This window comes from Pseudomonas anatoliensis (assembly GCF_017976235.1).
Classification (GTDB): domain Bacteria; phylum Pseudomonadota; class Gammaproteobacteria; order Pseudomonadales; family Pseudomonadaceae; genus Aquipseudomonas; species Aquipseudomonas anatoliensis.
In genome coordinates this window covers 195298-209005 of sequence record NZ_JACVHC010000009.1, presented here as the reverse complement: position 1 = coordinate 209005, position 13708 = coordinate 195298, and the positions used below count along the sequence as shown (strand labels likewise).

Below are 13708 nucleotides of genomic sequence, written 5' to 3'. Positions count from 1 at the left end.
ACCTTCGTCGCTCGCACTGGTCACTTTTTCTTACACCTTTTGTCGCCCTGCGACACCCTGTCAGCCGATCGAAAACCGACTGGCCGGTTCAGTTTGGTATCATGCGCCGCTTTTACGGTTAACCCCTCGCCAGTCCTGCCGACTGACGGGCTGCAAAAGGCGGTATTAGATGACGGCTTTGTTGACTCGCCGCAAGGTACTTGCGGGAATGGGCGTACTCGGGCTCGGCCTGCTCGCCGGCTGCGACACCCGCGGCCAACTGTCGTACAAGTACGGCAAGGATCTGAGTAACAAGATCATGGGCCGCACCTTCAAACTGAAGGACACCGACGGCGACACCATGACCCTGTCGAGCTTCCGCGGCCTGATGCCGATGGTGTTCTTCGGCTTCACCCAGTGCCCGGCGGTCTGCCCGACCACCCTGGCCCGCGCGGCAAAAATCAAGAAACTGATGGGCAAGGACGGCGATCGCTTGCAGGTGATTTTCATCACCCTCGACCCTGAGCGCGACACGCCGCAAATCCTCGACGCCTACGTCAAAGCCTTCGACCCGACCTTCGTCGCGCTGTACGGTACGCTTGAGGAAACCAAGGCCACGGCCAAGGAATTCGACGTGTTCTTCGAGAAGGTGCCGGCCGGCGACACCTACACCATCTCGCACACTTCCACCAGTTACGTCTTCGACTCGCGCGGCGAACTGCGCCTGGGTCTGTCCACCTCGCTTTCGGCAGAAGAATGCACGGAAGATTTGCTTACCGTTATGGAGGTTTGCTGATGCAACCGTTTCTGAACAACATCAAACGCGCGGTACTCGGTCTGTCCCTGCTGGGCCTGGCCTTCCAGGTCTCTGCGCAGACCAAGGTTGACGATGCATGGGTACGTGCAACCGTGCCGGCCCAATCCGCCAGCGGCGCGTTCATGACCCTCACCGCCGACAGCGACAGCAAGTTGCTCAGCGTCGCGACGCCAGTGGCCAAAGACGTGCAAATCCACGAAATGAGCATGAAGAACGACGTCATGAGCATGGGCCCGGTCAAATCGGTCGACCTGCCGGCAGGTAAAGCCGTCAAGCTTGATCCAAACGGTTACCACGTCATGCTGATGGGCCTGACCGGTCAGTTGAAAGAAGGCGAATCCGTGCCGCTGACCCTGACCGTGGAAAACGCCAAGGGCGAAAAAGAAACCGTTGAAGTGAAGGCCAGCGTGCGTTCGCTGACCAGCATGGAAGGTCACGATCACAGCAAGATGCATTGATCTGACGGAGCGGTAACAAAAAAGGGGCGGCCTGATCGTTGATCAGTCCGCCCCTTTTTGGGTTTGGGAAATCGGCTTTTGTGGAAAGCAGGCTTTACATGAGGAAAATCTTTCGCGACTATGTAAAGGGTCTTTTACATAGGAAGTAAGCATGAACCGGTATTACCTGGAAATTGGCGCAGCACTGATCCTTTACACGGTGGCGTTGGTCGCCTCACTGGTTGCCTCGCAATACCTGATGGATGCCAACATTATTCTGCGCTCAGCTGTCGCGCTGACGCCGATCCTCCCGGCAGGTTTGATGTGCTGGGCCATCGTGCGCAACATGCGCCGCATGGATGAAATGCATCTGCGCATCCAGTTCGAAGCGCTGGGCTTCGCGTTTGCCGCTTCAGCACTGCTGACCTTCAGCTACGGTTTTCTGGAAAACGTCGGCGCGCCGCACATTCCATGGACTTGCGTGTGGCCAGTGATGGGCGCGATGTGGATCCTCGGCCTGCAAATCGCCCGACGCCGCTACCAATGAAAAACCGCCTCAAGGCACTGCGCGCCGGGCGCAAATGGTCACAGGTCGATCTGGCTGAAAGGCTCAACGTGTCACGCCAGACGATCAACGCCATCGAAAACGAACGCTACGATCCGAGCCTGCCGCTGGCGTTTCAGATTGCCCGGGCGTTTGAGCTGTCGATTGAAAGCATTTTTGATGATGGCTTGAACTGAACAAAAGTCGGTGCAGGCGGATTCCAGTTTCGGTTAAACAGCCTGAAACAAAAAACCGCCGGCACCGGTTCGCCAGCCATATCCCGGTTAATTGTCAAACACCCACCCCTGACTGGCCCCTAGCCCAGTGCCCACGCTGACAAGTCCGCCCGACATCGGATCACCTTCAAGTTTTAAAAGACGATCAGACCGCTGACCCTTGGTATCATCGCCCACACTTTTTTGACGATTTAATGACTGGAAGGTCTTTTTTTGTGAGCGCTCTTTTTCGCTGGTTGCGGCAGCCGCATGCCCGCCTGTTCTCTCTGATTCTGCTGGTACTGATTGTGCCGGTGTGCCTGCGCGCGGCGCTCGGCTGGTCGACACCGCTGGGCTATTTGTCGGATCTGGCCATTGGCAGTCTGCTGGTGATTCTGCTGCATCGCCGAGCGTGGTGGCTGGCGCTGCCGGTGCTGGTGTTCTGGGCGCTGTTGGCGGTGGCAACGGCTGAGTTGGTCAGCGCCGTTGGCCGTTTGCCGAGTCCTTCCGATCTGCATTACCTGATTGATCCGCAATTTGTCGAAAACTCAACTGGTGGTGGTTTGGCGCACCCGGCGCTGGGCATCACATTGCTGCTGGCGTTGTCGTTGTGGCTGCTGACGCAATTTGCTGCTCGCGGCATCGCTCGCCCGGCCCTGCCCCGCGCCGCGTGGAGTGCGCCGCTGGTGCTATTCGCCGCGCACTGGGGCGCGCAGAACCTGTGGCCGAGCGAAGACGATCCGTGGCGCGCGTACAACCTGCCGCATCAATTGCTCGCCACCGAAGTGGCTGACCTGCAGATACACGCCGAGGAATGGCTGGACGGCGATGTCGAGGAAGTCGCGCCGGCCATGGCCGGGCTCACCGACGTCGACCTCAATGGTCAAAAACTGCTGGCCGCGCCGGGGCAGGCGCGCAACGTGTTGGTCATTGCCCTGGAAGGCATTCCCGGCGCTTACGTCCGCGCCAATCGCGAAGCCATCGGCAGCCATTATCAGGAAGACCTGATGCCCAACCTCAGCCGTTGGGCCGAGCGCGGCATGAACACTCCGGATTACGTTCTGCACACGCACCAGACCATTCGCGGTCTGTACGCGATGCTCTGTGGCGATTACGACAAACTCAACAACGGCACGCCCAAAGGCGTGGAAATGCTCACCCTCACCGAGCGCAATCAGGCGTGCCTGCCGGCGCAGCTGCGCGAACATGGCTTCAGCACCCACTATCTGCAAGGCGCCGGCCTGCGCTTCATGGCCAAAGACAAGATCATGCCGCACATCGGTTTCGATGCGACGCATGGACTGGAATGGTTCACCAATGCCAACTATCTGGAGTTTCCGTGGGGCAAGGATGACAAGGCGTTCTTCGAGGGTGCGCTGGATTATGTCGGCCAACTGAACAAGCAGAAACAGCCGTGGATGCTGACGTTGTTGACGGTGGGCACGCATCAACCCTACTCCGCGCCGGACGAATATCTGGAGCGCTACGAGACACCCAAGCAAGCCGCCGTCGGATACCTCGACGATGCGCTGGACCAGTTCCTCACAGGGCTTGAGCGCCAAGGTGTGCTCAAAGACACGCTGGTGGTGATCACTTCGGATGAATCCCACGGCATCGACGGTGTACGTCTGGCCTCGTCGTGGGGCTTCAACCTGACGCTGGCGCCGGAGCAGGCACAACTGCCGCGCCTGAACGCCGGGGTCTATGGTCATGTTGATCTGAGCACGTCGATTCTCGACTACTTCGACCTGCCGGTGCCGACCGCGCTAAGCGGTCGCTCGCTGTTTCGCGACTACGATTCCGGTCGCGAAATCATGTCGTTCACCAACGGCAAACTGCGTTATCACAACGGCCAGGGCATCTTCTCCGAATGTGATATGCCGCGCCGTTGCCGCTACTACGAAAGCGCCGGTTTCATCGCCGAAAGCGCCACCTTCAAGGGCAGCTACAGCGGCCAGCGCGCCCGGCAAATCGCCGCCCGCGCCACGGCGCTCGACCTGTCGCTGCTGCGCACCCCGCTCAACCATCGCTATCAGTTCGGCAGCACCAACGTCATCCCCCTGCAAGCGCAGATCAAGGACGACTGGGCCGACAACCTGATCGGCGCGCAGTACCTGGAAATGCCCAAGGGCTCGCACACCCGCGTGCGCCTGACCGTACGCTCTGTCGATCCGCAGCAGGCTGCGTATATTCAGCTCAAGGCCAAGGAGTTCGAGCAGGACGTGCAACTGGGATTGCCAGCAGAAATGGTCGCCACGGCGGATCAACCGTTGGAGATGGATTTCAGCTTTGATAACCCGCAACAGCGCAAGGCGTTCTCGTTCCATTTGCTGGGTTATGGACTGGGCGCGGTGGAGGTAACGGATTTCAGTGTGATCACTGAAGTGCCGGGGCAAGAGGACATTCTCGACGACGTGCTTGAGGACGAGGCCGCGCAGTCGAGTTGACTGCGCAATCCCGTGTAGGAGCTGCCGCAGGCTGCGATCTTTTGATCTTGCTTTTTTAAAGGCCAACGTCAAAAGATCGCAGCCTTCGGCAGCTCCTACAGGGGGTTATGCGCTATGGCGAGTGAGGGTTTTGCAGCAACATCTGCGGTAAAAGGTTCTGCCTATCAGCGCCCATCAGTCGGGCTATTAGCTGACTCGCCAACTCGGGTCTAGCCTTACAAGTCCGAAGTCGGCACGAGCCGGCCGTCGCAGACCTGATAAGGACCCGAACATGGCAAACGAATCGAAATGCCCGTTCAACCACGCCGCCGGTGGTGGTACGACGAACCGTGACTGGTGGCCGAATCAACTCAACCTGAAGATCCTGAGCCAGCACTCGCCCAAGTCCGATCCGCTGGGCAAGGACTTCGACTACGCCAACGCCTTCAAAAGCCTGGACTTCCAGGCACTGAAACAAGACCTGCGCGCACTGATGACCGACTCACAGGACTGGTGGCCGGCAGACTTTGGCCACTATGGCCCGCTCTTCGTGCGCATGGCCTGGCACAGCGCCGGCACCTATCGCACCGCGGATGGCCGCGGTGGCGCCGGCTCCGGCCAGCAACGTTTTGCCCCGCTCAATAGCTGGCCGGACAACGTCAGCCTCGACAAGGCCCGCCGCCTGCTGTGGCCAATCAAACAGAAATATGGTCGCAATATTTCCTGGGCTGACCTGATTGTTCTCACCGGTAACGTCGCGCTGGAATCCATGGGTTTCAAGACCTTCGGCTTCTCCGGTGGTCGCGCCGATGTCTGGGAACCGGATGAAGACGTGTACTGGGGCTCGGAAAACGAATGGCTGGGCGGCGACAGCCGTTACGGCAAAAGCAAGGAACCGATGCAGGAGCCTGGTGACGGTACGCTGGTCGCCGAGCCGGTTTTGCACGGCAAAGAAGAAAGCCGCACCGACCAGGGTGAACGCAACCTGGAAAACCCGCTCGCCGCCGTGCAGATGGGTCTTATTTATGTGAACCCGGAAGGCCCCGAGGGCAATCCAGACCCGGTAGCATCGGCCCGCGACATTCGCGAAACCTTCGGCCGCATGGCCATGAACGATGAAGAAACCGTGGCGCTGATCGCCGGCGGCCACGCCTTCGGCAAAACCCACGGCGCCGGCCCTGCCGATAACGTCGGTGCTGAACCGGAAGCCGCCGGGCTGGAAGAACAGGGTCTGGGCTGGAGGAACAGCTTCGGCACCGGCAAAGGCGCTGACACCATCACCAGTGGCCTCGAAGTGACCTGGACCACCACGCCGACCCAATGGAGCAACAACTACCTGGAAAACCTGTTCGGCTTCGAATGGGAGCTGACCAAAAGCCCGGCCGGCGCACACCAGTGGAAACCGAAGAACGGTGCGGGCGCCGGCACCATCCCCCATGCCCATGACCCGAACAAGCGTATCGACCCGACCATGCTGACGTCTGACCTGGCATTGCGCTTCGATCCGGCTTACGAGCAGATCTCCCGGCGTTTCCTGGCCAATCCCGATCAGTTGGCCGATGCATTTGCCCGCGCCTGGTACAAGTTGATCCACCGCGACATGGGCCCGCTGTCACGCTACCTCGGCCCGGAACTGCCGAATGAAGAGTTGCTGTGGCAAGACCCGATTCCCGAGGTCACTCATCCGCTAATCGACGATAACGATGTGGCCACGCTGAAAAGCAAAGTGCTGGCCTCGGGTCTATCTGTCTCGCAACTGGTGTCGACCGCATGGGCGGCGGCGTCGACGTTCCGTGGCTCGGACAAACGCGGTGGCGCCAACGGTGGTCGCCTGCGTCTGGCACCGCAGAAGTTCTGGCAGGCCAACCAGCCTGAGCAACTGGCCAAGGTCCTGCAAACCCTTGAAGGCATTCAGGGCGAGTTCAATGGCGGCGCAACCGGCAAGAACGTTTCGCTGGCCGACCTGATTGTGCTGGCGGGCAATGCCGGGGTCGAACAAGCGGCGAAAAATGCCGGCCACTCGGTCACCGTGCCATTTACCCCGGGGCGTGCGGATGCGACTCAGGAGCAAACCGACGTCGAGTCGTTCGGTTTTCTCGAGCCGATTGCCGATGGCTTCCGCAATTACAGCAAGGGTAAATACACCGTAGCGGCCGAGGCACTGCTGATAGACAAGGCGCAATTGCTCACCCTGACCGCGCCGGAAATGACCGTGTTGCTCGGTGGGCTGCGGGTGCTGAACACTAACGTCGGGCAAACCCGCCATGGCGTGTTCACCAGCCAGACCGAAGCGCTGACCAACGACTTCTTCACCAACCTGCTGGACATGGGCGTGGAGTGGAAGCCGACCTCACCGGACGCGGAAGAGTTTGAAGGCCGCGACCGTAAAAACGGTAGCGTGAAATGGACGGCAACGCGGGTTGATCTGGTGTTTGGTTCCAACGCGATATTGCGGGCGGTCGCGGAGGTGTATGCGAGTGCGGATGCGAAGGAGCAGTTCGTCAAAGACTTCGTCGCAGCGTGGACGAAGGTGATGAATCTGGATCGGTTCGATGTGAAGTAACTGACAAAACGCAAAACCCCTGTAGGAGCTGCGGCACGCTGCGATCTTTTGATGTTGATTTAAAGATCAGATCAAAAGATCGCAGCGTGCCGCAGCTCCTACAGGGTTTTGTGTTTGCCGAAGATATTGATTAGGCGAGCGTTACGCCAAGCTCTTGCTCACCACTTCATACACATCACTCGACAGCGACCCGGAAGCCAGAATCCGCTCCAGCTCCCCTTTCATCAATGCCTGCCGCGCAGTGTCGTATTTGCGCCAGCGCGTCAGCGGTGCCAGTTGGCGCGAGGCGATTTGTGGGTTGAAGCCGTTCAGCTCGATCACCAGATCCGCGAGGAAGCGATAACCGGAGCCGTCCGCCGCGTGGAAGTTGATCAGGTTCTGCCCGGCAAAAGCCCCCACCAGCGCACGCACCTTGTTCGGGTTCTTGATGTTGAACGCAGGGTGCTGCATCAGCGCTTTTACCCGCGCAAGACCGCCCGGCAACGTGCTGCCGGCCTGCACGCTGAACCACTGATCCATGACCAGCGGATTGTCCTTGAAATGCTCGGCGAAACTCGCCAGCGCCAGGTCCTTCTGCTCATCGAACGGCGAGTTGACCAACACGGCCAGCGCGGTCAGGCGCTCGGTCATGTTGTCGGCCGTTTCGAATTGCTCCAGCGCCGCCGCCAGCACTTCCGGCTTGCCGCTGAGCATCAAGTACGACAGCGCGATGTTCTGCAGTGCACGACGGGCAAAGTGCTCGGCCTCGGCCACGTACGGGGTTTTCTTCGACAGGTCGCGGTTGGCCTGATAACGCAGCCACAGCGCCTCGAACAAACCTTCAGCCAGTTGCTTGCGGGCAAATTCACGGGCGATATGGATGGCATCAACGTCTGCGACTTCGCTGATTTCAGTCAGGTACGCCTCACCCGGCAGCGAGAGCATCTCGGCAACCATCGCCTGATCCAGCGATTCATCGGACAGCACGGTGCGCAGTGCCGATACCAGACGCGGATCGAGCTTCAGGTTTTCGCCCTTCTGCTGCTGGCCGATCAGTTCTTGTAGCACCTGTACCGACAGTTGCTGGCCGGCATCCCAGCGGTTGAAACCGTCGCTGTCGTGCTGCATCAGGAACATCAGTTGATCGCGGTTGTACGGGAAGCTCAGTTTCACCGGCGCAGAGAAACCACGCAGCAAGGATGGCAGCGGCTGTTCAGCGATATCGACGAAGGTAAACGTCTGCTCAGCCTCGGTCACCGAGATCACGCGGGTGGTGCCTTGGGCCGACGTTTCACCGGCCAGACGCAGGGCAATCTCGTTGCCTTTGCTGTCGAGCAGGCCCAATTCAACGGGGATCACGAACGGCAGTTTTTCCACTTTGTCCGGGGTTTCCGGGCAGCTTTGGCGGAAGCTCAGGCTGTAGGTTTTCGCTGCAGCATCGTAAGACTCGCTCACTGCCAGACGCGGCGTGCCAGCCTGGCTGTACCAGCGTTTGAACTGGGTCAGGTCGACACCGTTGGCGTCTTCCATGGCCTTGATGAAGTCATCGCAGGTCACGGCTTGGCCATCGTGGCGGTCGAAGTACAGATCGCTGCCCTTGCGGAAGCCCTCGGCGCCCAACAGGGTGTGGATCATGCCGACCACTTCCGAACCCTTTTCGTACACGGTCAGGGTGTAGAAGTTGGAAATCTCGATGAAGCTGTCCGGGCGCACGGCGTGGGCCATTGGGCCGGCGTCTTCAGCAAACTGGTGGGTGCGCAGGTAGGCGACATCCTGAATGCGCTTGACCGTGGCCGAGTTCATATCGGCGGAGAAGCCGGAATCGCGGAATACGGTGAAGCCTTCCTTGAGCGACAGCTGGAACCAGTCGCGGCAGGTCACGCGGTTGCCCGACCAGTTATGGAAGTATTCGTGGGCGACGATCGCTTCGACCCGCTGGTGTGCGGCGTCGGTGGCGGTTTCGGCACGGGCCAGCACGGCGCTGGAGTTGAAGATGTTGAGGCCCTTGTTCTCCATGGCGCCCATGTTGAAGTCGTTGACGGCGACGATCATGAAGATGTCCAGATCGTACTCGCGACCGTAGACCTCTTCGTCCCAGCGCATCGACTTCTTCAGGCTGTTCATGGCGTGCTGGCACTTGTCGATGTTTTCCGGTTCGACGTAGATGCGCAGCGCGACTTCGCGCTCGGTCATGGTGGTGAAGGTGTCTTCAACGCACCACAAGTCACCGGCCACCAGCGCGAACAGGTACGCCGGTTTCATGAACGGATCTTCCCACGTTGCCCAGTGCCGGCCGTCTTCGCCGGGCCCCGAGGCAATCGGGTTGCCGTTGGACAGCAGCACCGGATAGCTGTGCTGTTCGGCCACCACGGTGGTGGTGAATTTGCTCATCACGTCCGGGCGGTCGAGGTAATAGGTGATTTTGCGGAAGCCTTCGGCCTCGCATTGGGTGCAGAACATCGTGCCGGACTTGTACAGGCCTTCGAGCGCCGTGTTGGTTTCCGGGTGGATCTTGACGCTGGTGTCGACCGTGAAGGTTTCGCTGGTCGGTTGCAGGGTCAGGTTGTTTTCGCTGAGTTGATAAGCATCGGCACTCAGTTCCTGATCAGACAGCGTCACCGACAGCAATTCCAGTTGCTGGCCATCAAGCACCAGCGGCGGCAGGCCCGCGCCACGCGCCGGGTTGCGGCGCATCACCAGTTGCGCATGGACCAGGCTGTGGTCCTCGAACAACTCGAAGGTCAGGTGCGTTTCGTCGATCAGGTACTCGGGCGCCTGATAGTCCTTGAGGTAAATCATCTTCGGTTGTTCGGTGCGCATGCTGGAATCCTTATTGATGCACGGCGAGTTGATAAGCCGTGTACTTGCGAATATTGATCACGCCGGTGTCGAAGATCAGGTACTGGCCCTTGATCCCCAGCAGCGTGCCTTCGGCAATCGGGTTCTTGTCCAGGTTGAAGCTGACGATTTTGGCCGGGTATTGCTCGACCGGATAGCGGATTTCGAGAGGTTCTACATCGGCAATTGTCTGAATGGCTTGTAGGCCGAATCGCTCCTGCAAGGCTTGCAAACCTTCGGCGCAGCTTTCAAACAACTGATCACGCACCTGCGCCAGATCCACGGACACCGCGTCGCCCTTGAGCAGTGCGCGCCAGTTGGTTTTGTCCGCCACCTGACTGCGAAACAGGTCTTCAACGAAGCCTGACTGCTGGCGCGTAGACACGCGCATGATCGGCAACGCCTGGCTGGCGCCCTGATCGATCCAGCGCGTCGGCAATTGGGTTGCACGGGTGATGCCAACCTTGATCCCCGACGAATTGGCCAGATAGACCACGTGGTCGGTCATGCAAAACTGCTGGCCCCACACCGGATCCCGGCAGGTGCCCGCATCAAAGTGGCAACGCTCCGGACTCATGATGCACAAGTCGCACTGCGCCAGTTTGGTCATGCACGGGTAGCAATACCCCTGACTGAAACTGGTTTTGGTCTTGCGCCCGCAATGGGTGCAGTGGATCGCCCCCAGGTATTCCAGACGCACCGTCGTGCCGATCAACGGGTTGACCGGCACCTCGACATCATCCAGACGAAACGCGTATTGCACGTTCGGCCCGTCAAGGCGTGCCGACATTTTGCTGATTGCACCGCGGCCAATCTCGATCAATGGATGGCATCCGACTTGAACAGGATGTTCGGCACTTCGATCGACTTCGACGCACATTCTTGCGGGCCCATGTAACCGGTGCGCTGGTCTTCAGGCAGGTTCTGCATTTCCCAGGCGATCATCGCCTGCAACGACAACTCGCGCTGTTCGGCGGTGAGCTTGCCACCGTCGGCCCACTTGCCGATTTCCACCGCCAGTTTCAGGCTCTCGTAGATGTCCGGGGTGATGTTCTTGATCATGTCGTTAAAAGAGGACATCTGGGTCTCCGTGCTCTTTATCTACAAACTAAAATTAGATGGCCAGTTTACGGCGGTTATACAAACCACCCAACAAACCGGTGAAGCATCCGATGAGTAACCCGCTGACATGCGCGGCGTTGGCGATTTCGCCGAAACCGATCATCGAGATCAGCCCGGACATGCACACCACCAGCCACACCAGCATCATCACCAGCACGCCGCGCGGCAGGCGATAAGCCGGGTTCGGCGCCAGCAACTGGAAGATCCAGCAATGCCCGAGCAAGCCGTAAAGCACGCCGGACAGACCGCCGAACAAGGTCGGCCCGCTCCAGACAAATTGCGCGTAGTTGGAAACGAGGCTGAACAATAAGGTCAGGCCGATCAGGTTGATGCTGCCCTGACGCGATTCGATACGCCGCCCCAGCTCCCAGTACCACATGCCATTCATGGCCAGGTGCAGGATGCCAAAGTGAATCAGCATCGGCGTGACCAGACGCCACCACTGCCCCGCCGCGAGGCTGTCGGCCAATGGCGTGAAATGGATGTACTCGCCGATTACGCGAAAATCGAGAAAGGTCAGCCAGCGAAGGGTTTCCAGATTTTCGCCGAGGAAGGTCAGGCCGCCGACTATCAGGCTCAGCAGCAGGATGAACCCGGTGGCTTTGGCATGCTTCAGTTGCTCGGCAAAACCGGGGCGCTTGAAAGTCTGCGTAACCGGGATATCCAGTTGTTGATCCGGGTCGCCAGCGGGAAAACGCTCGTACAGCGAACGCACGTCGTCGCTGATCTCCGCAGGCGCCCACAGCACCTGCTCGCCCGCCTCTTCACTGACTCGATGGGGCACTTGCATGCGTTGCAACAGCGTGACGAAACCGCTCAGATCCACCGCCAGGGGCAGACGCAATACCGCTACCGAACTCATTGCAGCACCTCCGGCCGCTCGACATCGACCCAGACAAATTTATGCGGATCCAGACGTGTTTCCTGATCCAGACGATAGGCGACGAGTTTGCCGTAGAGCACCGCGCTGTAATCCAGGCAGGCGAGGTTCGGGCGGATCGGCGCCGGTTTGCCGCTGCGCCAATAGTGGCCGACGAACAGCAACGGCTCATCGACGCCGTAGCGCAGCAGGGAATTCTTTTCGCTTGAAGTCAGCGGGGTTTGCGCCACCGGTTCCGGCAGTGCATCGGGCTGGAAGACAATGTCGCCGTAGGTTTTCGGATCGTCTTCCCAGAATTTGGTACGGAAGAACGAACGCACCAGACCGTCGCCACTGGTCATGGTCTGGCCATCGGGCAGGCGCATGTCGGTGCCACGCAGCAAGCGGTCGAACACGGTACAGGCGAAACTGCCCGGCACTGCCGAAGCCTGGAGGAAGTGTTCATCAATGCAGCCGTCTGGGAACAACGCGCGCAACGGCTCGATCAGGCCGGCATCCCAACAGGCGTGCACCACGCGAAAACGCCCGGCATCGACGAACAGCGGCAGTTGATAGAACCACTGCTGGAAGTCATGCCAGTCGCCCGGATGGCCTTCGAATTGCGTCAGTGTTTCATGCAGCAGGCGCGCATGGCGCGGCGTGTGCTCGCGCACAAACTGCTTGCCGCTGCCCGGTGGCGCCGGGGTGCTCCAGCCCAGAGCGTTGAATTCGTGGTTGCCCATGATGCACAAGGCCTGACCGGCCTCGACCATGTCGTGGACGATGTGCAGCGCCTCGCGAATCCGCGGCCCACGGTCGATGATGTCGCCGACGAACACGGCCATGCGCGATGGATGCCGCCAGACCCCGCCCTGCTTGTGATAGCCGAGGCGATCAAGCAAGTGTTCGAGGGTCTGCGCGCATCCGTGCACGTCACCAATCAAGTCATAACTGCGCGCGGGATCGAGCATCAGTCGCCTCCACCACCCAACTTGCTGCCCCAGCCGAGCTTGGTCCGGCAGACTTCGTAGTAGTTGTGGTCGAGCGGGTGAATCAGCCGCAGCTTTTGCGCTTTTTTGCTGACGGTGATGGTGTCGCCCGGCGCGCAGGTAAAGTGGTTCTGCCCGTCGCAGGAGACTTGCGGGTAGATCTGCATATCTTTGGACACGACGATTTTCAGCTCACTGTTGCCATCGACCACAATTGGCCTGCTGGACAACATATGGGGGTACATCGGCACGATCACAATGGCGTCGAGCTTGGGATGCATGATCGGGCCACCGGCAGACAGCGCATATGCAGTGGAGCCGGTCGGCGTGGCGACGATAAGGCCGTCGGCCTTTTGGCTGCAGACGAACTGGCCGTCGATGTACAGCTCGAACTCGATCATGCGCGTCGACTTGCCGGGGTGCAGCACCACATCGTTGAGCGCGTCGCCCTGCCCGATGGCCTCACCGTGGCGGCGAACTTCGGCTTGCAGCAGAAAACGGTTTTCCACCAGGTAATGGCCGTCGAGCACTTTGGCGACTTCGACTTCCAGCTCATCCGGGCGAATGTCGGTGAGAAACCCGAGGCTGCCACGGTTGATCCCCAGCACCGGCGTATTGTGTTTGGCCAGCGCCCGGGCGGCGCCGAGCAGGCTACCGTCGCCGCCGACAACGATGACCATGTCGCAGACTTCACCGAGCATCTTGCGCGACGACGTTTGCAGGCCATGCCCCGGCAGGACTTCGGCGATGGTGTCTTCGAGGATCACATGCAGGTGACGATCGAGCAGAAACCGTTTCAGTCGGCGGACGGTATCCAGCACCTGGGAACTGCCCAGGCGACCGATGATGCCGATATTACGAAATTGCTCCATGGGACCTCTGCGGACAATCGAAAACGCGAAAAACCCGATTATGGGCGAAAGCCGCCGTTAGACAAAAT

The 13708-nt window shown here is 59.7% G+C and carries 12 protein-coding genes; 6 read left to right on the top strand and 6 right to left on the bottom strand.

Annotated features, from left to right (window positions below):
• The first annotated feature begins 169 nt into the window (after positions 1-169).
• The 6 genes from ICA16_RS26225 (at position 170) to katG (ending at position 6981) form a co-directional block, all read left to right on the top strand.
• Entirely contained in the window at positions 170-775 is a 606-nt protein-coding gene (locus ICA16_RS26225; RefSeq protein ID WP_210555184.1) for an SCO family protein, read from the top strand.
• Entirely contained in the window at positions 775-1254 is a 480-nt protein-coding gene (locus ICA16_RS26220) for a copper chaperone PCu(A)C (protein ID WP_210701967.1), read from the top strand. Before ICA16_RS26225 ends, ICA16_RS26220 begins: the two co-directional genes overlap by 1 nt.
• Before the next feature lie 151 nt (positions 1255-1405).
• A complete protein-coding gene (locus tag ICA16_RS26215) occupies positions 1406-1780 on the top strand; it encodes a hypothetical protein (RefSeq protein WP_150604982.1) in 375 nt (124 codons plus the stop codon).
• Entirely contained in the window at positions 1777-1974 is a 198-nt protein-coding gene (locus tag ICA16_RS26210; protein ID WP_210701966.1) for a helix-turn-helix transcriptional regulator, read from the top strand. Before ICA16_RS26215 ends, ICA16_RS26210 begins: the two co-directional genes overlap by 4 nt.
• 254 nt (positions 1975-2228) lie before the next feature.
• Positions 2229-4439 carry an LTA synthase family protein gene (locus tag ICA16_RS26205; protein WP_210701965.1) on the top strand — a complete coding sequence of 737 codons (2211 nt, stop codon included), beginning with the start codon at positions 2229-2231 and terminating at the stop codon, positions 4437-4439.
• Positions 4440-4710: 271 nt separating this feature from the next.
• Positions 4711-6981 carry a catalase/peroxidase HPI gene (gene katG / locus ICA16_RS26200; RefSeq protein WP_210701964.1) on the top strand — a complete coding sequence of 757 codons (2271 nt, stop codon included), beginning with the start codon at positions 4711-4713 and terminating at the stop codon, positions 6979-6981.
• Between the two features lie 141 nt (positions 6982-7122).
• Here the strand turns inward: katG and pepN are convergent, their stop codons facing one another.
• Genes pepN through ICA16_RS26170 form a run of 6 tightly spaced genes read right to left on the bottom strand, consistent with a single transcriptional unit; the run spans position 7123 to position 13640 of the window.
• A complete protein-coding gene (pepN, locus tag ICA16_RS26195; protein WP_210701963.1) occupies positions 7123-9780 on the bottom strand; it encodes an aminopeptidase N in 2658 nt (885 codons plus the stop codon).
• Between the two features lie 10 nt (positions 9781-9790).
• The gene (locus ICA16_RS26190; RefSeq protein WP_210555178.1) at positions 9791-10621 is read right to left on the bottom strand and encodes a DUF2797 domain-containing protein; all 831 of its coding nucleotides are present in this window, start codon (positions 10619-10621) and stop codon (positions 9791-9793) included.
• Entirely contained in the window at positions 10618-10878 is a 261-nt protein-coding gene (locus ICA16_RS26185; protein ID WP_210555177.1) for a YeaC family protein, read from the bottom strand. The genes ICA16_RS26190 and ICA16_RS26185 overlap by 4 nt, the downstream gene beginning before the upstream one ends.
• Before the next feature lie 34 nt (positions 10879-10912).
• Positions 10913-11782: a rhomboid family intramembrane serine protease gene (locus ICA16_RS26180; protein WP_150604976.1), complete on the bottom strand. Its 870-nt coding sequence runs from the start codon at positions 11780-11782 to the stop codon at positions 10913-10915.
• Positions 11779-12753, bottom strand: a complete 975-nt coding sequence (locus ICA16_RS26175; protein WP_191626503.1) for a metallophosphoesterase — start codon at positions 12751-12753, stop codon at positions 11779-11781. Before ICA16_RS26175 ends, ICA16_RS26180 begins: the two co-directional genes overlap by 4 nt.
• Entirely contained in the window at positions 12750-13640 is an 891-nt protein-coding gene (locus ICA16_RS26170) for an NAD(+) kinase (protein ID WP_042558815.1), read from the bottom strand. Before ICA16_RS26170 ends, ICA16_RS26175 begins: the two co-directional genes overlap by 4 nt.
• Positions 13641-13708: the final 68 nt, after the last annotated feature.

What these genes read in the sequence shown, in the direction of transcription:
- ICA16_RS26225 (WP_210555184.1), top strand. Translation starts at nt 170, where the DNA reads ATGACGGCTTTGTTGACTCGCCGCAAGGTACTTGCGGGAATGGGCGTA.
- ICA16_RS26220 (WP_210701967.1), top strand. Translation starts at nt 775, where the DNA reads ATGCAACCGTTTCTGAACAACATCAAACGCGCGGTACTCGGTCTGTCC.
- ICA16_RS26215 (WP_150604982.1), top strand. Translation starts at nt 1,406, where the DNA reads ATGAACCGGTATTACCTGGAAATTGGCGCAGCACTGATCCTTTACACG.
- ICA16_RS26210 (WP_210701966.1), top strand. Translation starts at nt 1,777, where the DNA reads ATGAAAAACCGCCTCAAGGCACTGCGCGCCGGGCGCAAATGGTCACAG.
- katG (WP_210701964.1), top strand. Translation starts at nt 4,711, where the DNA reads ATGGCAAACGAATCGAAATGCCCGTTCAACCACGCCGCCGGTGGTGGT.
- pepN (WP_210701963.1), bottom strand. Translation starts at nt 9,780, where the DNA reads ATGCGCACCGAACAACCGAAGATGATTTACCTCAAGGACTATCAGGCG.
- ICA16_RS26185 (WP_210555177.1), bottom strand. Translation starts at nt 10,878, where the DNA reads ATGTCCTCTTTTAACGACATGATCAAGAACATCACCCCGGACATCTAC.
- ICA16_RS26180 (WP_150604976.1), bottom strand. Translation starts at nt 11,782, where the DNA reads ATGAGTTCGGTAGCGGTATTGCGTCTGCCCCTGGCGGTGGATCTGAGC.
- ICA16_RS26170 (WP_042558815.1), bottom strand. Translation starts at nt 13,640, where the DNA reads ATGGAGCAATTTCGTAATATCGGCATCATCGGTCGCCTGGGCAGTTCC.